Source organism: uncultured Aquimarina sp., from assembly GCF_947492115.1.
GTDB lineage: Bacteria > Bacteroidota > Bacteroidia > Flavobacteriales > Flavobacteriaceae > Aquimarina.
In genome coordinates, this window is record NZ_CANLMM010000003.1 from 1 (window position 1) to 19064 (window position 19064).

Below are 19064 nucleotides of genomic sequence, written 5' to 3' on the forward strand. Positions count from 1 at the left end.
CCTTGTCATAGGTTACTTTTGTTTCCTTTCTCTTTCATAAATATCTAAAAAACAAATCTAAAGGAGCTTGTCGAAGTTTTTAATCAGTTGATTTTCAATTTGTCTTCGACAGGCTCAGACTGACAATACGTGTTTTCAATACTTTTTAGACAGCCTGATATATCCGGTTATTTATAAGAAATCTCTTTTTAAAACTTCTTCTAAACTTTCCGGTTCTTGCCCTGTGAGATCCTTTATAGCTGTTGTTACTTCGCTTACTTTTCCCTGTTTAATCATTCCATAAACAGGAATCATATAATCTGCAATAAAATCTGGAGCACCAGATTCTTTTAATACCTGTTTATAGGTGTTTTCATCTGGATTAGGATAGGTAATTTCTCTTCCCAGTAGATTACTTAGCATAGAGGCCACATCAAAATGAGAGTATGCTTTTGCTCCAGTAAGGACATGAGTTTCTTTAACCCTATTCTGATCTGTTAGTAATTCGGCAATAGCATTTCCTACATCTTTCGAAGAAACAAAGGATGATTTTCCTTCTCCAGCAGGAGAAAAGATAATGTTACGATCTTGTATATTCTCTCGCTCATAATTACCGAAATTCTGCATAAAAAATCCAGGACGTACGATATTCCACTGTAAAGAAGAGTTTCTTAATTTTTCTTCCATTTTTTTGTGAAAAGGTAATTCTTCAAGATTTTCCATACCGTTTCCCGATAAGTATATGAGTCTTCCTTTATAATTTTCTTGTAAATAATCCACAAAAGGTTCTAGTAATTCATAAAGCCCAGGATTTAATGGAGGACCTAATAAGAAGATTCCATCTGACTGTAAAACTTCTTGATAGGATGTTTTATCCTCGTAATCAAAGTATACTCCGGTAACCGAATTTTCAAAAACGTCTTGGACTTTTTGAGTATTTCGTGTACCTGCAATTACCTGTTCCTTTTTAGTAAGTAGGTTGTTTACTACTTCTCTTCCTATAGTACCTGTAGCACCGGTAATAAAATAAGTTGACATAATGATGATCTTTTTTGTAACAAGGTAAATACATTAGTATCTTAGTGCAAGTAGGTACATAAAAGTGCAGTAGTTTCTTTTTATATACTAATATTGATTATCAGTATTTTCAAAATAAAATTTTATGAGTTTTTTATCAGAAAAAGAATGCGAAGGTCCAATTAAATGTCCGGTAATGACAACACTTAGCGTTATTGGAGGTAAATGGAAGCCTGGTATTTTATGGGAATTACAAAACAACGAAATATTGCGTTTTGGTCAATTAAAGAAAAGATTGGGAACGATTACTCAGAAAATGTTGACCCAGCAATTACGAGAGTTGGAAACGGATGGTATAATTATACGGAAAATATATCCCGAAGTTCCTCCACGTGTAGAGTATCGTTTATCTGATTATGGTAAAAGTTTATCTCCTGTACTCAATGAAATGGCAAATTGGGGTACAGGACATTTACAAACAATAACCAATGAATAAGCGTTATTTACTTTTTAAAATAAAATAGAAGATAATCTTCACTAACTTTGCAAAAAGTTAGATCACCGCAAATGAGTAAAATTAGAATCACAAAACAATTTTCTTTTGAAACAGGTCATGCACTTTATGGATATGACGGTAAGTGCAAAAACGTTCACGGGCATAGCTACAAGCTCAGTGTAACCGTTATAGGAGAACCTATTACAGATACATCTCATGTGAAACTAGGGATGGTAATAGATTTTGGAGACTTAAAAAAAATTGTAAAAGAAGATATCGAAGATGTGTTTGATCATGCCACAGTTTTTAATAAAAACACACCTCATGTAGAATTAGCAAAAGAGTTGGAAAAACGAGGGCATAATGTCATTTTGGTAGATTACCAGCCTACCAGTGAGAACATGGTGATTGATTTCGCGAAAAAAATAAGAGCTAAACTTCCTGAAAATATTGAGTTACACTCCTTAAAACTTCAAGAAACTGAAACTTCTTTTGCAGAATGGTTTGCCTCAGATAATGATCAATAGTAATTGTTTTTTCACTTTATAGTATCCCACAGATCCAATGAAAAACATATATTTAGCGGAAGGTAAGAAAATATATTTTGCATCAGATAACCATTTGGGAGCTCCTACAAAGGAGAAAAGCTTTCCAAGAGAGCAGAATTTTGTAAAATGGTTAGATGAGGTAAAGCAAGATGCCGCTGCTATATTTTTATTAGGGGATCTTTTCGATTTTTGGTTCGAATATAAAACAGTAATACCTAAAGGATTTACCAGAACTTTAGGTAAGCTCGCCGAGATTACCGATGCAGGAATTCCGATGTACTATTTTGTAGGTAATCATGATCTATGGATGAATGGATATTTCGAAGAAGAACTAAATATTCCCGTATATCATCAGCCACAAGAATTTAGCTTTAACGACACTACTTTTTTAATCGGTCATGGCGATGGACTTGGTCCTGGCGATAAAGGATACAAGCGAATGAAAAAAGTGTTTACAAATCCTGTCGCCAAGTGGTTCTTTAGATGGTTGCATCCTGATTTGGGGGTGCGATTAGCACAATATCTTTCGGTAAAAAATAAATTAATTTCTGGAGATGATGACGTTACTTTTCTAGGAGAAGACAATGAATGGTTAGTACAGTATTGTAAGCGAAAGTTGGAAACAAAACATACAGATCATTTTGTTTTTGGTCATAGACATCTTCCTATGGAGATTGATCTTAAAGACAATTCCAGATATACCAATTTAGGGGATTGGATTATACATTATACCTATGCTGTTTTTGATGGTAATGAAATGAAGTTGGAAAAGTATCCCTTACCCGAGTAGTCTGCAAAACTTAGAGGCAATAAAAAAGCGAATAATCATAAAGTGACTATCCGCTTTATAGGGTAGAAGTTCAAGGAAATACTATTGCCTTGCTATTTTTTTAGTAATTACAGTATTATCTAGTCGTACTTTTAATATATACAATCCTGTTGATAATTTGGATGTATTAAGGTCGTTCATCTGTATCGATTTTGTTCCAGAAGCTATACTTCCCAGATTTTTTGAAGCAATGCGATTTCCTTTAAGGTCTATAATTTCTGCGCTAGCATTACTTACTTTTTTAGATAACGAGATGTTAAGTGTTATATTATCAGATTGTATAGGAAGTGGATAAATATCCACCGAATAACTAGCTTCACTATTTTTGGTGATTTCTCGTATTCTAGAAGCACTTACTCCTTCTATAACAAATCGTTCCCAGGGACCTACGGCATTTCTATTGCAATTCATAGCTTTATTACCATTTTCATGGCTTACATATTTTCCATTATTTCCTTTAATGGCATATACATTTCCTCCCAAGGATTCCAAAGTAAATCGTTCCCAAGATCCCACGGCATTTCTATTACAGTTCATGGGTTTACCACCATTTTCAGAACTAACATATTTTCCATTATTTCCTTTAAAACTTACAGTTCCATTTGCTGCTGGTTCCATAATGAATTGCTCTAAAGTTCCTACAGAGTTTCTATTACAATTCATGGAAGCACTACCATTCTCTGAACTTACATATTTATTAATGGTTTGCCCTAAAATGGAAACAACGTCATCATTAGATCCACCACCATTGTCATCACCAACGGTAAAGGTTAGCGTTTCGGTAGTTTTTGCACCTTTAGCATCTGTTGCCTCTGCTTTTAATGTATACGTTCCTGCCGATAAATTCTTAAGCGCATTATCTTGGTTGTTATTATTCCAAGTATAAGGACTTACGTTTTCTTGTCTTATAAAAGAGTTATTTAAGTACAGGCGTACATTACTTACTCCATCACTATCTGTAGCTACTACAATTACTTGTAAGGTAGCTGGAGCTGTAAAAGAAGCATTGCTTGCAGGAGTACTAAAAGAAACACTTGGACCAGTATTGTCTCCGTCTCCACCACCACCAAATCTAGGTCTGGAACTTAACCATTCCATATCAAATTTTGGGCCTTTACATTGGCAACCTTGGCTCCCTTGATCTACACGACCAGGACATACTTTTTCATCTTTAATTCTCTTACCTTGTATAGTAATGGCATCATCATGCCCTGGTTCATTACCACATTGTATGGTATTATATCTAGGATCTCCATTGGCTAGATCTCTATAAAAAGGATGTTTCTTAAGCTCATCACAGATATCTTTGATATTTCTACCTTGTCCATTAATAGTAATTTTAAAATTACCTACGCCATGATCAAAGGAAGATTTACAGAAGCAAAAGCCATTTGCCTGATAACTATCCTTCCATGAATTTGCATTAGGAACTATTCTTACTCCTTGATCATAGGTGTCCTGACCAGTACAACCGGTATCTGGTACATTTTGCTGAGCATTGGTAATATTAGCAACAAATAGGAATGCTAATATTTTTAAAATTAATAGTTTACGTTTCATAGTTATTGGTTTTAAAAGTATAGGTTGTTATAAGGTAACAATAATTATTCGGAAGAAATATAAATTCGACCAATTCTAAAGATACTGTAACCTTGTGAATCTAAGATGCGAAAAATAGAATCCGTAAAGGATGAATTAGTGGGTGTTGCTTATAGGAGTTTATAGGCTATTTACTTTTGAAGTCTGGCATCCACAATTTCTGCTGAAATTTGTATCCCAATTTGTTTAGAGTTTTCTATAAAGTTAGGATGTTCAATAAAAATGATGCTGTTGTTAAAAACAGCTTCGATTAGATAATGGTTTCCGTTAAAATATGACTTTTTTACTTTTGCTGTTAAAGTAGCGTTATCTACAATCTGTAATTCATGAGGATAGAAAAGTAAGGTACCTGAGTCTTGTTTTTCTGGAAGTACACTTTGGATAGGTAATTCATTTACCTCGCCAAAAAGTGATGCGATATAGTAGTTTTTAGGATTGTTATAGATATTTAGTGTATTTCCTTTTTCAATGATTTCACCATTATGAATTACGATGGTTTCTTCTGCAAAGGAAAGGATATCGGTTTTGTCATGGGTAGCAGTGATACTAGTAATTTTATTTCTTTTTAGATAGGCAAAAAGATTTCTTCTTAGCGAACTACGTCTAAAATTATCAATATTTCCAAAAGGTTCATCTAGTAATAATACTTCCGGTCTATTGGCAAGCGCCTTAGCTAGTGCGACTCTTTGTTTTTGACCACCACTTAGGTTTTCTACTTTTGTATTGGCAAAAGAAGTCATCTCTACAATTTCTAACAGTTCATTTACTCGTCCTCGTTTTAATTCAGGTTCGAAATTAGATAAATATTGACCGATATTTTCTTCAACGGTTCTAAAGGCTTGTAATTCGAAACCTTGAGAAAGAAATTTCATATTTTCTTGTCCTGGAACTAAATTATAAGCTGGACCTAAAATTTGCTGATCATCCCAAAAAAGAGTACCCTCATCCACATCCATAAGACCATAGATAATTTTTAATAAAGTACTTTTTCCACAACCACTAGCACCGATAAGAGCAATATGCTGTCCTTTTTGGATAGTAAAACTTATATTTTTTAGCACTGGAATGGTATCGTAAGCAAAGGATAGGTTTTCAACTGTTAGCATATTTCATCTGTTTTATATGTGTTGTTTTTTGGTTGTCAGATGGAATCACCAAAAAATCGCTCAAGGTATGTTTTGCCATAATTTTTACGGCTTATTTCAAATATAAATAACTTCAATAAAAAAATCCGTTTCTTTTTAGAAAACGGATTCTTTATTTTTATAGAGAATAATTAATAGGTTTTATCCTTTTACTTCTTCATTTACTTGTTCTGGTAAAACTTCATATCCCATATTAAAAAGCGTAAAGCTAAAAATATCAGCATATTGTTCTATGGTCTTTTTTACAGGTGTTCCTGCTCCATGACCTGCATTGGTTTCAATTCTGATCAAGGTAGGATTCGAACCCTTTTGTTTAGCCTGTAGTTCTGCAGCAAACTTAAAAGAATGTGCAGGTACTACACGGTCATCATGATCTCCAGTGGTAACCATTGTTGCTGGATAGGATACACCTTCTTTTACATTGTGTACAGGAGAGTATCCTTTTAGGTATTCAAACATTTGTTTGTCGTCTTCTGCGGTTCCATAATCATACGCCCAACCAGCACCAGCAGTAAAGGTATGATAGCGTAACATGTCTAGAACTCCCACAGCAGGTAAAGCTACTTTCATTAAATCTGGGCGTTGTGTCATTGTTGCTCCTACTAATAATCCACCATTAGAACCTCCTCGTATCGCTAGATAATCACTAGAAGTATATTTGTTTTCGATTAAATATTCTGCAGCCGCAATAAAGTCATCAAATACATTTTGTTTCTGCATTTTAGTTCCAGCTACATGCCATTTTTTACCGTATTCACCACCACCTCTTAGATTTGCTACCGCATAGATACCGCCTTGCTCCATCCATACTGCATTAGCGATGCTAAAGGAAGGAGTAAGAGAGATATTAAAACCACCATATCCATATAAAATGGTTGGATTTTTTCCTGTAAGTTCTGTTCCTTTTTTATAGGTAATAATCATAGGAACTTTAGTACCATCTTTAGAATTATAAAATACTTGTTTACTTTCGTAATCGTCTGGATTAAAATCTATTTTAGGTTTACGGTATAACTCAGAAGTACCTTCAGCAATATTATATTTATAGATGCTTCCTGGAGTTTTATAATTCGTAAAAGAATAATATAGTTCTTTTTCTTCTTTTTTAGCTCCGAAACCTCCAACGCTTCCTACACCTGGTAGCTCAACATCGCGAACTAATTTGCCTTCATAATCATATTGTAAAACTTTGGATACTGCATCTACCATATATTCTGCAAAGAAATATCCACCACCTTTACTAGGGCTCAATACATTTTCTGTCTCAGGAATAAAGTCTTTCCAGTTTTCTGGAGTAGGATTAGCAGCGTCAACAGTTACGATTCTTCTATTCGGTGCATTTAAATTGGTTACTAAGAAAAGTTTAGATCCAACATTTTCTATGATATAGGTATCACTTTCTGTATTATCTAAAATAGTAACTAATTTACTATTAGGTTTCGTAAGGTCTTTTATAAAAAGCTTGTTTCCAGACGTAGATGTACTTGCAGAAATAATCAGGTAACGATTATCTTTAGTAACATTTCCGCCAATATAGCGGTGTTTTTCTTCTGGTGTTCCACCAAATATGAGTTGATCTTCTTTTTGTGGAGTTCCTAGTTTGTGATAGTAAACTTTATGTTGATCTGTTTTAGCTGATAACTCACTTCCCTCAGGCTTATCATAGCTAGAATAATAAAAACCTTCATTTCCTTTCCATGACATTCCGGAGAATTTGACATCTACAAGAGTGTCTTCTACAATTTCTTTGGTTTCTACATCTTTAACAATGACTTTTCTCCAGTCACTACCACCTTCAGAAATAGAATAGGCCAGTAATTTCCCGTTTTCAGAAAAACTAATACCTCCTAAAGAAGTAGTTCCATCTTTGCTAAAAGTATTTGGATCTAAAAAAACTTCAGGTGTATCACCTTCTTCTTTAAATCTATAAATTACATATTGATTTTGTAAACCATCGTTTTTATAAAAATAACTATAATCACCTTCCTTAAATGGAGCTCCTACTTTTTCGTAATTCCATAAACTAGAAAGACGTTTTTTTAGTTGATCTCTGAAAGGAATATTATCTAAATATCCAAAAGTAACCTTGTTTTGTGCACTAACCCAATCTTCGGTTTCTTTACTTCTATCATCTTCTAACCATCGGTAAGGGTCTTTAACTTCTGTTTCGAAATAGGTGTTTACTGTATCGACTTTTTTAGTTTCTGGATAATTCAATGCAATCGTGGTTTTGGTAGTTTCTTCTTTTGTTTCGTTTTTGCATCCAATTAAAGATACAATCGAACAAACTAATAAGAAAGTTTTTTTCATGATGAGCTAATTTATAAATTCATACTATAATAGTACTTAAACAAAAGGGTAGGCAGGTCACAAAACTATTAAAACTTATTCCCGAAAAGTGCTAAATAAAATATAAAAAAACTGCTCTAACGACGATCATATAGTGATTACACATTTAAAGCGTTGCTTTGGGGTTTAGCAACTCGGTTGATCATTGTAGTAGAGCAGTCGGAAAATTCCGTCCTCTAAGAAACGAAAAAAATTACTTTTATACTAGTAAAAAGTTTATAAGTAGTTGATTAGAACATACTTTTGTAAGCATTCCAATTCTTATATATTAAAAAAGCATTCGCAAGAAAAACAAATGCTCCAGGGCCTATATTTGCTGGATCCAAAGTAGCATGAAATAATATAATATTTACAGAGATTGGAGCCATTAGTACCAAAGCAAATGGCACTGCTTTTTTGCTTACTAATAAAAGACCAACTAGGATTTCTATGAGTCCAACAGTTTTAAGAATATAACTATTGGCTAATGCTCCAAAAAGAACACCAGCTTCTGGATTTGCAAATTCAAAATCTGGTAAAAAGCCTATAAATTTATTACTTCCAAAAATGATCAATAAGGCTCCTAATAATATTCTTAAGGCTAAAATTATTTTAGTATTCATTGTTGTATTTATTTATGATTAAGTTGAGGTATTAGAAGGAGAAATGTTAAAAACCTTACAAATGTTGTTGTAAACCGGAGCTAAAAAAATATCTTACACTTTCTGAAAAAGAACTAATTAACTTAATTTTTAATATTACTATAATGAAGCTCACACAACTTCTAGTACTCACTTCTTTGATCTATTTTTTAATGTTATTTCCCACATTTGGGCAAGACTATTTTTTGAAAGATAAAGCGCCTTTTTTATCTGAAATTCCTACACCCGAAGAGTTTTTGGGATACCCAGTAGGAGATCAGCATACCAGACATGATCAAATTGTAGCCTATTTTACCAAATTGGCAGAATTATCGGATCGGGCATCTATACAAACCTATGGGAAAACTTATGAGAATAGAAAATTGATCATACTCACTATTTCTAAACCAAAAAACTTAAATAACCTAGAGGATCTTAAAAAAAAGCATTTAGCTTTTACAAAACCTGCAAACAATCCTACTAATTATGATGAGGTGCCAGTTTTTATACAATTGGGATATAATGTTCATGGTAATGAGCCCTCTGGAGGCGAAGCAGCATTATTAACAGCATATACATTAGTGGCATCTAATAGCCCAGAAGTACAAACGTATTTAGAGAATGCAGTTGTATTTATTGATCCGACTATAAATCCGGATGGACGTGATCGACATACGCAATGGGCAAACCAGTTTAAAGGGTCACCGCTGGTAAGTGATCCTTTTGATGCAGAGCATAATGAAACTTGGCCTCGTGGAAGAACTAATCATTATTGGTTTGATCTTAATAGAGATTGGTTATTAGGAATTCATCCAGAAAGTCGTGGAAAATTAACTTGGTATCACGAATGGTATCCTAATGTAGTAACTGATTTCCATGAGATGGGAACAAATAGCACCTATTTTTTCGAACCCATGAAGCCAATTGGTTCTTTGGATCCCATAATGCCTAAAGAAAATTATGAAGATTTAAATAATCTATTTGCACCTTATTTTTCGAGTGCTTTGGATCGAATAGGATCTTTTTATTTTACCAAAGAAGCATTCGATGGAACATATCCTGGTTATGGATCTTCATATCCGGATTTGCAAGGTGCTTTAGCTTTGCTATTTGAACAGGCAAGTTCCAGAGGTCATTTGCAGAAAACCCAATATGGCACCATTTCCTTTCCTTTCACGATTCGTAATCAGTACGTTTCTAGCATGGCAACAATAAAAGCTGCGGTAGAGAATAAAGCAACCTTGCGTAAATATCAGCAAGATTTTTTTATATCTTCGGAAGCAGGTACTTCTAAAAATGGTTTTGCAGGATATGAATTTGGAGACCTTTATGATCAAAATAGAAACAAAGCTTTTATAGATAAATTATTACTTCATAAAATCAAGGTATATAAGAGCGGTGATCGATATGTTGTTCCTGTAAAACAACCTCAAAAGAGAATGGTGCAAACTGTTTTTGAAACTTATAATAAATATAGAGATAGTGTTTTTTATGATGCCTCTGCTTGGAGTTTGGCTAATTTTTACAATATGAAATACAAAGGAGTAAAGTCCTTACGTACCGGAGCTGAAGTAACGAGTACCGATGGAATTGTAAAAACTTCGAATTTTTCAAAATCCAACTATGCCTATATTTTAGATTGGGACGATTATAATGCCTCAGCAGCTTTATATTATATGCAGTCTAAAGGATTGCTTGTGGCATCAGCTTTTAAACCTTTTACCATCAAAACTTCTGAAGGAAATAGGAGTTTTAATTATGGAAGTATTCTTATTCCTGTAAGCAAACAGAAAAAGAATAAAGATGAAGTGTTTCGTATTTTAAAAAATGCTCAGGAAAAATTTAATGTACCAATCTATAGTACGGAAACCGGATTTAGTACTTCAGGAATTGATTTAGGAAGTGGTAATTTTAGAAAATTGGATACACCAAAGGCCTTATTGCTAATAGGAGATGGTGTATACTCTTATGAAGCAGGTGAAGTATGGCATCTATTGGACACAAGAGTTCATATGCCTATTACTAAGCTAAAATTAAATATGTTTAATTCAGTGCCATTAAAGGACTATAATACATTAGTAATGGTCTCTGGAAGATATCATCAATTAGATTCTCTTCAGCAGAAAAGGATAAAAGAGTGGGTTTCTTATGGAAACACCTTGGTTACTATTGGTAATGCTTCTAAATGGGCTATTGATAAGAAAGTGGTGAATGAAGTGCTTACTACAAAAGCAAAAGATAGTACTAAACAAAAAATCACAAAACGATTACCATATGTAGACGCAGGTGAAAATATTGGTAGAGAGCGTGTAGGAGGAGCTATTTTTGAAGTTGATTTGGATATAACGCATCCATTAGGTTTTGGTTATAGGAATAAATCAGTTCCTGTTTATAAGAATAATTCGGTTTTTATTACTCCTAGTAAGAACCCTTATGCTACAGTAGCCAAATACACGGAAAATGCACATATCGATGGGTATATCTCTAGCAATAATTATGAGAATTATTTAAAACCTTCTGCCTCTATTGTGGTAAGTAGTATAGGAAGTGGTAGAGTAATTTTATTCGCGGATAATCCTAACTTCAGAGGTTCATGGTATGGAACAGATCGTTTATTCCTGAATGCTTTATTTTTTGGGAAACATATTTATGTTCCGAATGTAAGAGAATAAGAGATTTATATTATTATAAGGAGAAAACCCTTGTTATAGAATCATAACAAGGGTTTTTTATAAAAATAGTTGGTTACTTAACCTATTAATTTATTTTCTACCAGATATTCTCCAATTTGAACAGCATTAGTAGCAGCTCCTTTTCGAAGGTTATCAGCTACAATCCACATGTTTAAAGCATTTTCTCTGGAGTGATCTCTTCTAATTCTTCCAACAAAAACATCATTTTTTCCTTCTGCATAAATCGGCATTGGGTACGTATTCGTATCTGGATTATCTTGTACTGTTACGCCAGAAGTATCACTTAAAATTTTACGAATATCACTTTCTTGAAATTCATTTTCAAACTCAAGGTTTACACTTTCGCTATGTCCTCCAACCACTGGGATACGAATAGCAGTTGCGGTTACAGCAATGGTTCTGTCATCAAGAATTTTTTGAGTCTCATTCACGAGCTTCATCTCTTCTTTAGTATATCCATTTTCCTGGAACACATCACAATGTGGAATTGCGTTTCGATGTATTGGATAGGGATACGCCATTTCTCCTTTTTCGCCAGCATATTCATTTTCTAATTGTTGCACAGCTTTTACTCCAGTACCAGTGATAGACTGATACGTAGATATAATAGCACGCTTGATTCCATATTTTGAGTGTAATGGACCAAGTGCCATTACTAATTGTATGGTAGAACAATTAGGATTAGCAATAATCTTATCGTCTTTAGTTAAATCTTTTGCATTAATTTCTGGTACCACTAATTTTTTAGTAGGATCCATTCTCCAAGCAGAAGAATTATCGATTACAGTAATTCCTGCTTCAGCAAATTTAGGAGCCCATTCTAAAGAAGTACTTCCTCCAGCAGAAAATAAAGCCACATCAGGTTTCATTTCTACAGCAGTGGCAAGACCAACAACCGTATATTCTTGATCTTTATAAGATATTTTTTTTCCTACAGATCTTTCTGAGGCAACAGGAATTAATTCTGATACAGGAAAATTACGTTCTTCTAATACTTTTAACATTACGGTACCTACTAAACCTGTGGCACCTACAACAGCTACTTTCATCAGCTTTATTTATTAATGACTTTTAGAGACACAAAAATCGGTCTTTTTTTAATTCCAGCAAAGGTGTAGATTATTTATAATAGAATTATAGTTTTTACTGAAATAATATTGATTTAAACAATTTGTTATATAATATACAAACTGTAAAAAGAACCGCTCCTTTAGAGAGCGGTTTAGTTAGAATATGTAGTATAGCGGTAGCTATAGATAATTCAAATTTAGAGTATGATTTATTTTTTAAGTAAATCTCTGATTTCAGCAAGTAATTCTTCCTGAGTAGGACCTGCTGGTGCCGGTGCTGCTTCTTCCTCTTTTTTCTTGCTTTTTTCGTAAGCTTTAAGAACGATAAAGATAAAAAGACCCACTATAATGAAATTTATAATCGCTTGGATTAAATTCCCATAGGTCATTACAGCTGCTCCAGCTTCTTTAGCTGCTGCTAGATTAGCATACTCTCCGCCATCTAACGCGATGAATTTTTGTGTAAAATCAGTTCCTCCTGTTATAATACCAACAATTGGCATAATGATATCGGCAACGGCAGAACCTACAATTTTATTAAATGCTCCTCCAATTACTACAGCAGTAGCTAATGATACGATATCTCCTTTTAGTAAGAAAGATTTAAAATCCTTAAAAAATCCCATTTTATTTAGTTTAGATAATTAGTATGCTACTAATTTAACAAAAATTAAGAAACAAATTTGGTATTAATTATAGTCTGTAAAGGCTTTTTTTCGACGAAGATCAATTATTGTCGATAACAACACGTTTTACTCTTGGAGAGATAGCTGTAAGTAACTCATAAGAGATGGTTCCAGCATTTTCGGCAATAGATGCTGCTGTATCTGTATGATCAAAGATGATCACTTCATCTCCTTCTTTGCAATCTATACCCGTAACGTCTATCATAATCATATCCATACATACATTACCCACTATATATGCTTTTTGCCCATTTACGGTGAAAAACCCATTTTTGTTTCCATAATGTCTGCCAATACCATCTGCATGTCCTAAGGGAATGGTAGCAGTTTTAGTATATCCTTCAGACGTATAGGCTCTGTTATATCCTAGTGTTTCTCCTGGTTCTAACGTATGAATTTGTGAAATAACAGATTTTAAGGAAGCTACTGGTTTGAGATGGCGATCATAAATATCTTCATTTCCGTAGCCGTATAAACCAATTCCTGTACGAACCATAGTAAAATGAGCTTCGGGATAGTTTAATATTCCCGAAGTATTACATTGGTGTACTATGGGTTTATAGCCAAGTCTTTTAATAATTTCCGAAGATGTTTTCTTAAAAGAATTAATTTGAGTGATGGTAAACTCTTTTTCGTTATGATCTTCACTAGCAGCAAGGTGGGATAATATTGATTGTATTTTAATAGATTCTGTTGCTTCTAGCGTATCCATAATATAGTCTACATCATTTTCCCAAAAGCCTAATCTATTTAATCCAGTATTAAATTTTAGGTGTACTGGATATCCTTTTTGATTTTCTGATTCAGCTACTATAATAAATTCTTTTAAAATTCGAGGGCTATATATATTTGGTTCAAGATTGTATTTTATTGCTGAAGCGAAATTTACGGGTTGAGGATGTAATACCAAAATTGGTGTTTTTATTCCAGCTTCGCGCAAAGCAATACCTTCCGAAACATAGGCAACAGCGAAATAATCAACTCCAATTTTTTCGAGATGTCGCGCTATTATCACAGCATCACTTCCGTAACCAGCAGCTTTTACAACAGCTAATAATTTAACCTCTGGCTGTAGCTTACTTTTTAGATAGTTGTAATTATGAGTAAGATGAACCAGATTAATTTCAAGAACGGTTTCTTTTACCTTACTCATCTGGTTTTTCTGAGTTTTTATTTAATTCTTTCGGGTCTGTTACCTCTATCCCTTTCACTTTTTCTTTTAGAGAAGCTTTATAATATGCTGCACGACTTAAAGGTTCATACTCATCTGTTTCTCCTAGCAGTACAAGATCATCCTTTTTGGATTTTCTGTAACTGTACTGTGCTAGATTTCCCGTACGTGTGCAAACGGCGTGTACTTTTGTTACATACTCTGCAGTTGCCATAAGAGCAGGCATTGGTCCGAAAGGATTTCCTTTAAAATCCATATCTAATCCAGCTACAATTACTCGAATACCTTTATTAGCAAGATCATTACAAACGCTTACTATTTCATCATCAAAAAATTGAGCTTCGTCTATACCAACCACATCACAGGTGTCTGCTAGAATTCTGATGTTCGCCGCAGCGGGAACAGGAGTAGATCGAATTTCATTAGCATCATGAGATACTACCATTTCGTCATCATAACGCACATCTATTGCAGGTTTAAAAATTTCTACTTTTTGTTTTGCAAATTGTGCGCGTTTTAGTCTACGGATCAATTCTTCGGTCTTACCCGAAAACATCGAACCACAGATCACCTCTATCCAACCAAATTGCTCTTTATGATTTACTGTATTTTCGAGAAACATTTTGTATTTTTCACCATCGTTTAAAAGAAACCCTACTCCTTAACAAAACCTAATTAATTCGGAAATGAATCTAATTTTTATATTCATTTTTGATTTTAATGAAGGTATTGTTCTTAAGATGAGGTAAATTTATTAAAAAACAACTAGTATAGCCCAAACGAATAAGAAAGTTATGAAGAAGAAGTTGGAAGCAGAACTCATAAGTATTGCTCATAGGATATTACAGCTTAAAGATAGATCAACCTTGCCGCAATTGCAGGAAGAGGCTAGACAGTTATATGAAAAATTGAGTATTTTAAATTTTGCAGAATCTCATTTTGCTGGGACACAACCGACCATAGGTCAGATAACAAGCGCTTTAGAGGACGAAAAAGTGTCAGAGCCTAAAGAAGAAATTGTAGAGGAAGTTAAACCCAAACCTATTATAAGTTTGGACGATAATAAGGAAGTGGAAGAACCTTCTGAGACGATGTTTAATCTGGGTAATCAAACGTTCGAAGCTCCTAAGGAGGAAGTAGAAGAGCAAAAACCGGAGATTATTATCGAGAAGATTAATGAAAAAGTAACTGAAGACCTTTTTGTTCCGGCGCCTAAGTTTACAGAAGAGAATGTTTCTTTATCAGAACCGGTTTATGAAAAAAATGATAAAGAAGATATAGGATCAGTGCCGCAAAGTATGCCAATTTTGGATAACTTGAATACTAAAGATGACAAACCTAAATCATTAAATGACCAACTTAAAAGAGGAATTCATATCGGATTAAATGATCGCTTAGCTTTTATAAAACATTTGTTTGATGGAAGTTCTACAGATTATAATCGTGTTCTTTCTCAATTAAATACATTAAATAGTAAAAGTGGGGCAACTCAGTTTATAAAGAATATGGTGAAACCAGATTATAACAATTGGGAAGGAAAAAGCGAATACGAAGAACGATTTATGGAAATTGTTACGAATAAATATGAATTTTAAGTAAGGCATATCGTTTTTTTGTAACTAAGCTTCTTCATCGTTAAAAGAGTTTATATGAAAATCATTTATTGGATAGCTACTGTGGCCATGTGTGGAATTATGTTATTTTCTGCACAGATGTATTTTAGGGAAACAGAGATGGTGAGAGGTTTTTTCGAAAATTTGGATTATCCAACATATTTAGTAATTCCATTAGCAATTGCCAAAATAGGCGGGATTGTCGTTATTCTTACTAATAAAATTAAGTGGTTAAAAGAATGGGCGTATGCTGGATTCTTTTTCGATATGACTTTAGCGTTTACTGCTCATTATATGAAAGATGATGGTCAGGGCCTGTTTGCTACTTTAGGATTAATTTTTCTGGTAATATCATATGCTACCGGTAAAAAAGTAAGACCATAACATTCATATGTCTAAATTATTTATAGTTCCCACACCCATTGGTAATCTCGAGGATATGACTTTTAGAGCTATCAAAGTGCTCAAAGAAGTTGATCTCATTCTTGCCGAAGATACGCGTACCAGTGGTAAACTACTGAAGCATTATGAGATAGTGACACCTATGCAAAGTCACCATATGCATAATGAACATAAAACGGTAGACAGTATTGTAAGAAGATTGCAAAGTGGGGATTCCATTGCTTTAATCAGTGATGCAGGAACACCTGCGATTAGTGATCCTGGATTTTTGCTCACAAGAGCTTGTGTAGAAAATGCAATTCCAGTAGAATGTTTGCCAGGAGCGACAGCATTTGTGCCTGCTTTGGTAAATAGTGGATTACCTAATGATAAGTTTGTGTTTGAAGGATTTCTTCCAGTTAAGAAAGGAAGACAAACTCGATTACAGCTGCTTGCAGAAGAGAGTAGAACTATGATATTTTATGAATCACCTCATAAGCTCATAAAAACTTTAGGAAACTTTGTAACCTATTTTGGCGAGGACCGCATGGTTTCGGTATCCAGAGAACTAAGTAAACTTCATGAAGAAACAGTAAGAGGAACGGCAAAGGAAGTATTGTCGCATTTCGAGATAAAACCACCTAAAGGAGAAATTGTTATTGTAATTGCTGGAAAAAAATAAAACATGACCACTACAGAATTTATAGATAAACTACGTGAAACCCCAGAATCGATTGTATTCGAAAAAACGATGAATGTTATCGATACCAATTATAACTTCACACCTGTTTCATTTACTAATGGTGAAATAGTTAATGAAGCAGGACAAAATTCTGGATCCTGTAAATTGTTTTCATTCGCAAAATTGCAAAAACTCACTCAACAAGAAACCTTGTACTGTTTTGGGGAACATTATAAAAATGTACTTGATCATCCAGATGGTGATAACCATCAAAATATTCGTAATTTTATGAAAACTGGATGGGAGCAACTATCATTTAACGATCAGGCATTAACCGAAAAAATATAGTAGCACACTCTATTTTCCTTTTTTTAAATGCTGCTTGATTTCTTCCACAGTCTTCATGTCAGCAAAGGAAAATTTTGATTCTGATTTAAAATCTAAAGAAAGATAAGGTTTAAAAATTGGCATTACCTTAGGTGTATCGTCTATCAAAGAATGTTTTATCTGATCATCTAATTCATAATTAGGATTATGCATAGGCATTTTTGAATATTTGTCAGCTTTTTTAGCTGTAAATTCAGGAAAATCTGGAGTCTCTGTAACTTTTTCTTGTCCATAGATACCAATAGATAGCATGCAAGCTAAGATGAAAATCGAATATTTGTGTAAAGAAGAATTCATTAGTAGTATTGTTTTAAGAAATATAAAAGTACATATTTTGGTTTGTAATACCAGTTCTTATAAGAAATGGTATAATCTAAAGACTTTAAAATAATTTAAAAATTACAACTATCTCTAAACGTTTTGATTATACTATAATTATTGTTGCCATAGTAGTTATCGTACTGTGGAAATTGCCATATTTTGGATGGTTTCAATATCCCTTTATATTATTAGGAACATGGTTTCATGAGATGGGTCATGGTTTAACAGCTGTAATTTTGGGTGGTAGTTTTCAGCATTTGGAAATCTATGAAAACGGAGGAGGTGTTGCTTATTATCATTTAGGAGGAAGTTATTTATCTCCATCTCTAGGAAATGCCTTAGTAGCTGCGGGAGGATTATTAGGTCCGGCAGTAGTAGGAGCACTATTAATTGCCTCTGCAAAATCGCATAAAAGTTCCATGATTGCGCTAAGGATTCTGATAGGATTGATCATACTCTCTTTATTGTTGTGGATCAGATCTGTTTGGGGTATTGCGGTGATGAGCGGATTTGCAGTATTTTTTTTCATTATCACACTATTCAAAAACAGAAAATTAGAAGTAATAACAATATTATTTTTGGGGTTGCAATCTGTATTAGGAACATATTTGCAATTGGATTATCTGTTTACCAAACAGTTCGAGAGAAATGGTGCTATTCAGATATCCGACACTCAAGCCATAGCAGAAAATACAGTTGGTACGTATTGGATATGGGCAATCTTAATTATTGTCATAAGCATATATCTTCTTTGGAAAAGTTTCCAGTATTATTTTAAGAAATAAGCTCAATTCTAGTTTAAGGAACAAATAAAAAGACCTGTCACCTTTTTAAAAGCTAACAAGTCTTCATATGTTATAGATTGGATAAAAGCCTATAAGTGCTTTCCTTTTTCCCAACCGTGTTTACCCAAATATTTTTCTCCAGATTCGATTGCTCCTTCTTCTACAGTAGTACCCATAGAGTCATTCCAGCGATTTAGATAACCGAATAGAGAAATAACCCCAAGCATTTCTACAATTTCTCCTTCGTCCCAATATTTGTATAATTCTTCTTTAATACTTTCATCTACATTATTTGGAACCAATGAAGCAGCTAACGAAAAATCAAGGGCTGCACGCTCAGCATCACTAAAAGCAGGATGAGTTTTATACTCCCAGATATTATCTAATTGTTCTTGTTCTGCACCATATCGTTCTGCAGCTCTTATGGCATGTGCCTGACAATATCTGCAACCAGTAGCATTGCTGCTTACCCAAGCGATCATACGTTTTAGAGCTGAAGTTACTCTACCCTCATTTGCCATAACAGCTTTATTAAGGTTTATAAAAGCTTTGGAGATGGCTGGTCTTCTTTGCATAGTTAATACAGAATTAGGACAAAACCCTAAGGTTTCATTGAAGAATTCTGCAAGTTCTTTTGTTTCTAAATCATGATCTGCAGATAGAGGTGTTACTAATGGCATGGGTATATATATT

General features: G+C 33.8%; 20 protein-coding genes. 9 read left to right on the top strand and 11 right to left on the bottom strand.

Annotated elements, in window-relative coordinates; translation table 11 throughout:
- Positions 1 to 171: 171 nt before the first annotated feature.
- Positions 172 to 1017 (bottom strand): NmrA family NAD(P)-binding protein, encoded by an 846-nt coding sequence (locus Q1A73_RS09530; protein ID WP_299604694.1) that lies wholly within the window; start codon positions 1015 to 1017, stop codon positions 172 to 174.
- A gap of 124 nt (positions 1018 to 1141) precedes the next feature.
- Here Q1A73_RS09530 and Q1A73_RS09535 point away from each other — a divergent pair, with 124 nt between their 5' ends.
- The 3 genes from Q1A73_RS09535 to Q1A73_RS09545 all read left to right on the top strand — a co-directional run bounded on the left by Q1A73_RS09535 (position 1142) and on the right by Q1A73_RS09545 (position 2830).
- Positions 1142 to 1492, top strand: a complete 351-nt coding sequence (locus Q1A73_RS09535) for a helix-turn-helix domain-containing protein (protein ID WP_299604697.1) — start codon at positions 1142 to 1144, stop codon at positions 1490 to 1492.
- Positions 1493 to 1563: 71 nt separating this feature from the next.
- Positions 1564 to 2019 carry a 6-carboxytetrahydropterin synthase gene (locus Q1A73_RS09540; protein ID WP_299604700.1) on the top strand — a complete coding sequence of 152 codons (456 nt, stop codon included), beginning with the start codon at positions 1564 to 1566 and terminating at the stop codon, positions 2017 to 2019.
- A 46-nt stretch (positions 2020 to 2065) separates the two neighbouring features.
- Complete coding sequence (locus Q1A73_RS09545) at positions 2066 to 2830, top strand: UDP-2,3-diacylglucosamine diphosphatase (protein ID WP_299606329.1); 765 nt, start codon at positions 2066 to 2068, stop codon at positions 2828 to 2830.
- Between the two features lie 81 nt (positions 2831 to 2911).
- Here the strand turns inward: Q1A73_RS09545 and Q1A73_RS09550 are convergent, their stop codons facing one another.
- The 4 genes from Q1A73_RS09550 to Q1A73_RS09565 all read right to left on the bottom strand — a co-directional run bounded on the left by Q1A73_RS09550 (position 2912) and on the right by Q1A73_RS09565 (position 8564).
- A complete protein-coding gene (locus Q1A73_RS09550; RefSeq protein ID WP_299604702.1) occupies positions 2912 to 4429 on the bottom strand; it encodes an Ig-like domain-containing protein in 1518 nt (505 codons plus the stop codon).
- Between the two features lie 170 nt (positions 4430 to 4599).
- On the bottom strand, positions 4600 to 5574 hold the full coding sequence (locus Q1A73_RS09555) for an ABC transporter ATP-binding protein (RefSeq protein WP_299604705.1): 975 nt from the start codon (positions 5572 to 5574) through the stop codon (positions 4600 to 4602).
- Between the two features lie 180 nt (positions 5575 to 5754).
- On the bottom strand, positions 5755 to 7923 hold the full coding sequence (locus Q1A73_RS09560; protein WP_299604708.1) for a prolyl oligopeptidase family serine peptidase: 2169 nt from the start codon (positions 7921 to 7923) through the stop codon (positions 5755 to 5757).
- Positions 7924 to 8192: 269 nt separating this feature from the next.
- Positions 8193 to 8564, bottom strand: a complete 372-nt coding sequence (locus Q1A73_RS09565; protein WP_299604710.1) for a DoxX family protein — start codon at positions 8562 to 8564, stop codon at positions 8193 to 8195.
- A 143-nt stretch (positions 8565 to 8707) separates the two neighbouring features.
- Between Q1A73_RS09565 and Q1A73_RS09570 the strand changes: the two genes are divergently transcribed.
- Positions 8708 to 11254, top strand: coding sequence for a M14 metallopeptidase family protein (locus tag Q1A73_RS09570; RefSeq protein ID WP_299604713.1), 2547 nt, complete (start codon positions 8708 to 8710; stop codon positions 11252 to 11254).
- A gap of 77 nt (positions 11255 to 11331) precedes the next feature.
- Here Q1A73_RS09570 and Q1A73_RS09575 read toward each other — a convergent pair whose 3' ends face one another.
- From Q1A73_RS09575 to Q1A73_RS09590, 4 genes are all read right to left on the bottom strand, one after another.
- On the bottom strand, positions 11332 to 12324 hold the full coding sequence (locus Q1A73_RS09575) for an aspartate-semialdehyde dehydrogenase (RefSeq protein ID WP_299604716.1): 993 nt from the start codon (positions 12322 to 12324) through the stop codon (positions 11332 to 11334).
- A 230-nt stretch (positions 12325 to 12554) separates the two neighbouring features.
- Positions 12555 to 12971: a large conductance mechanosensitive channel protein MscL gene (gene mscL, locus Q1A73_RS09580; protein ID WP_299604719.1), complete on the bottom strand. Its 417-nt coding sequence runs from the start codon at positions 12969 to 12971 to the stop codon at positions 12555 to 12557.
- Positions 12972 to 13071: 100 nt separating this feature from the next.
- Positions 13072 to 14184 (bottom strand): alanine racemase, encoded by a 1113-nt coding sequence (gene alr, locus Q1A73_RS09585; protein WP_299604722.1) that lies wholly within the window; start codon positions 14182 to 14184, stop codon positions 13072 to 13074.
- Complete coding sequence (locus tag Q1A73_RS09590) at positions 14177 to 14824, bottom strand: thymidine kinase (RefSeq protein WP_299604725.1); 648 nt, start codon at positions 14822 to 14824, stop codon at positions 14177 to 14179. The genes alr and Q1A73_RS09590 overlap by 8 nt, the downstream gene beginning before the upstream one ends.
- Before the next feature lie 172 nt (positions 14825 to 14996).
- Here Q1A73_RS09590 and Q1A73_RS09595 point away from each other — a divergent pair, with 172 nt between their 5' ends.
- The 4 genes from Q1A73_RS09595 to Q1A73_RS09610 are packed head-to-tail and all read left to right on the top strand — an operon-like array spanning position 14997 to position 17226.
- Positions 14997 to 15797 carry a hypothetical protein gene (locus Q1A73_RS09595; protein WP_299604727.1) on the top strand — a complete coding sequence of 267 codons (801 nt, stop codon included), beginning with the start codon at positions 14997 to 14999 and terminating at the stop codon, positions 15795 to 15797.
- 54 nt (positions 15798 to 15851) lie between these two features.
- Complete coding sequence (locus Q1A73_RS09600; RefSeq protein WP_299604730.1) at positions 15852 to 16199, top strand: DoxX family protein; 348 nt, start codon at positions 15852 to 15854, stop codon at positions 16197 to 16199.
- 7 nt (positions 16200 to 16206) lie between these two features.
- Complete coding sequence (gene rsmI, locus Q1A73_RS09605) at positions 16207 to 16878, top strand: 16S rRNA (cytidine(1402)-2'-O)-methyltransferase (RefSeq protein ID WP_299604732.1); 672 nt, start codon at positions 16207 to 16209, stop codon at positions 16876 to 16878.
- Positions 16879 to 16881: 3 nt separating this feature from the next.
- Positions 16882 to 17226, top strand: coding sequence for a HopJ type III effector protein (locus Q1A73_RS09610; RefSeq protein WP_299604734.1), 345 nt, complete (start codon positions 16882 to 16884; stop codon positions 17224 to 17226).
- A gap of 9 nt (positions 17227 to 17235) precedes the next feature.
- On the opposite strand, the gene Q1A73_RS09615 is transcribed toward Q1A73_RS09610, so the two are convergent.
- Positions 17236 to 17562 (bottom strand): hypothetical protein, encoded by a 327-nt coding sequence (locus tag Q1A73_RS09615; protein WP_299604736.1) that lies wholly within the window; start codon positions 17560 to 17562, stop codon positions 17236 to 17238.
- Between the two features lie 149 nt (positions 17563 to 17711).
- Between Q1A73_RS09615 and Q1A73_RS09620 the strand changes: the two genes are divergently transcribed.
- Entirely contained in the window at positions 17712 to 18371 is a 660-nt protein-coding gene (locus Q1A73_RS09620) for a M50 family metallopeptidase (protein WP_299606331.1), read from the top strand.
- Between the two features lie 89 nt (positions 18372 to 18460).
- Here Q1A73_RS09620 and Q1A73_RS09625 read toward each other — a convergent pair whose 3' ends face one another.
- Positions 18461 to 19051, bottom strand: coding sequence for a carboxymuconolactone decarboxylase family protein (locus Q1A73_RS09625; RefSeq protein WP_219011594.1), 591 nt, complete (start codon positions 19049 to 19051; stop codon positions 18461 to 18463).
- Between the last annotated feature and the right edge of the window lie 13 nt (positions 19052 to 19064).

Bases quoted from the DNA above. Each gene is read 5' to 3' on its own strand.
- Q1A73_RS09575 (WP_299604716.1), bottom strand. From the start codon at position 12,324: ATGAAAGTAGCTGTTGTAGGTGCCACAGGTTTAGTAGGTACCGTAATG.
- alr (WP_299604722.1), bottom strand. From the start codon at position 14,184: ATGAGTAAGGTAAAAGAAACCGTTCTTGAAATTAATCTGGTTCATCTT.
- Q1A73_RS09550 (WP_299604702.1), bottom strand. From the start codon at position 4,429: ATGAAACGTAAACTATTAATTTTAAAAATATTAGCATTCCTATTTGTT.
- Q1A73_RS09555 (WP_299604705.1), bottom strand. From the start codon at position 5,574: ATGCTAACAGTTGAAAACCTATCCTTTGCTTACGATACCATTCCAGTG.
- Q1A73_RS09610 (WP_299604734.1), top strand. From the start codon at position 16,882: ATGACCACTACAGAATTTATAGATAAACTACGTGAAACCCCAGAATCG.
- mscL (WP_299604719.1), bottom strand. From the start codon at position 12,971: ATGGGATTTTTTAAGGATTTTAAATCTTTCTTACTAAAAGGAGATATC.
- Q1A73_RS09600 (WP_299604730.1), top strand. From the start codon at position 15,852: ATGAAAATCATTTATTGGATAGCTACTGTGGCCATGTGTGGAATTATG.
- Q1A73_RS09590 (WP_299604725.1), bottom strand. From the start codon at position 14,824: ATGTTTCTCGAAAATACAGTAAATCATAAAGAGCAATTTGGTTGGATA.
- Q1A73_RS09570 (WP_299604713.1), top strand. From the start codon at position 8,708: ATGAAGCTCACACAACTTCTAGTACTCACTTCTTTGATCTATTTTTTA.
- Q1A73_RS09560 (WP_299604708.1), bottom strand. From the start codon at position 7,923: ATGAAAAAAACTTTCTTATTAGTTTGTTCGATTGTATCTTTAATTGGA.
- Q1A73_RS09615 (WP_299604736.1), bottom strand. From the start codon at position 17,562: ATGAATTCTTCTTTACACAAATATTCGATTTTCATCTTAGCTTGCATG.
- Q1A73_RS09625 (WP_219011594.1), bottom strand. From the start codon at position 19,051: ATGCCATTAGTAACACCTCTATCTGCAGATCATGATTTAGAAACAAAA.
- Q1A73_RS09530 (WP_299604694.1), bottom strand. From the start codon at position 1,017: ATGTCAACTTATTTTATTACCGGTGCTACAGGTACTATAGGAAGAGAA.
- Q1A73_RS09540 (WP_299604700.1), top strand. From the start codon at position 1,564: ATGAGTAAAATTAGAATCACAAAACAATTTTCTTTTGAAACAGGTCAT.
- Q1A73_RS09595 (WP_299604727.1), top strand. From the start codon at position 14,997: ATGAAGAAGAAGTTGGAAGCAGAACTCATAAGTATTGCTCATAGGATA.
- Q1A73_RS09535 (WP_299604697.1), top strand. From the start codon at position 1,142: ATGAGTTTTTTATCAGAAAAAGAATGCGAAGGTCCAATTAAATGTCCG.
- Q1A73_RS09565 (WP_299604710.1), bottom strand. From the start codon at position 8,564: ATGAATACTAAAATAATTTTAGCCTTAAGAATATTATTAGGAGCCTTA.
- rsmI (WP_299604732.1), top strand. From the start codon at position 16,207: ATGTCTAAATTATTTATAGTTCCCACACCCATTGGTAATCTCGAGGAT.